General features: G+C 59.4%; 1 rRNA gene. It reads left to right on the top strand.

Annotated features, from left to right (window positions below):
- A 23S ribosomal RNA gene (locus tag IO39_RS43555) occupies positions 1 to 303 on the top strand; the annotation flags it as partial.

Below are 303 nucleotides of genomic sequence, written 5' to 3' on the forward strand. Positions count from 1 at the left end.
AGTGATTCCGTGAGTAGTGGTGAGCGAAAGCGGATGAGGCTAAACCGGGCGTGTGTGATAGCCGGCAGGCGTTGCATGTCCGGGGTCGTGGGACCTTCTGGGTCGATCTGCCGGTCGGCCAAGCAGTGATAAATCGGTGGGGTAGTTGAAGCCTCTGGGAAGGGGCGCCGTAGACCGTGAGAGCCGGGTAGGCGAAACCTTGCCGACTGCTGGAGGGGATCCCAAGTAGCACGGGGCTCGAGGAATCCTGTGTGAATCTGCCAGGACCACCTGGTAAGCCTAAATACTCCCTGATGACCGATA

Source organism: Nonomuraea candida, assembly GCF_000725485.1.
Taxonomy (GTDB): Bacteria; Actinomycetota; Actinomycetes; order Streptosporangiales; family Streptosporangiaceae; genus Nonomuraea; species Nonomuraea candida.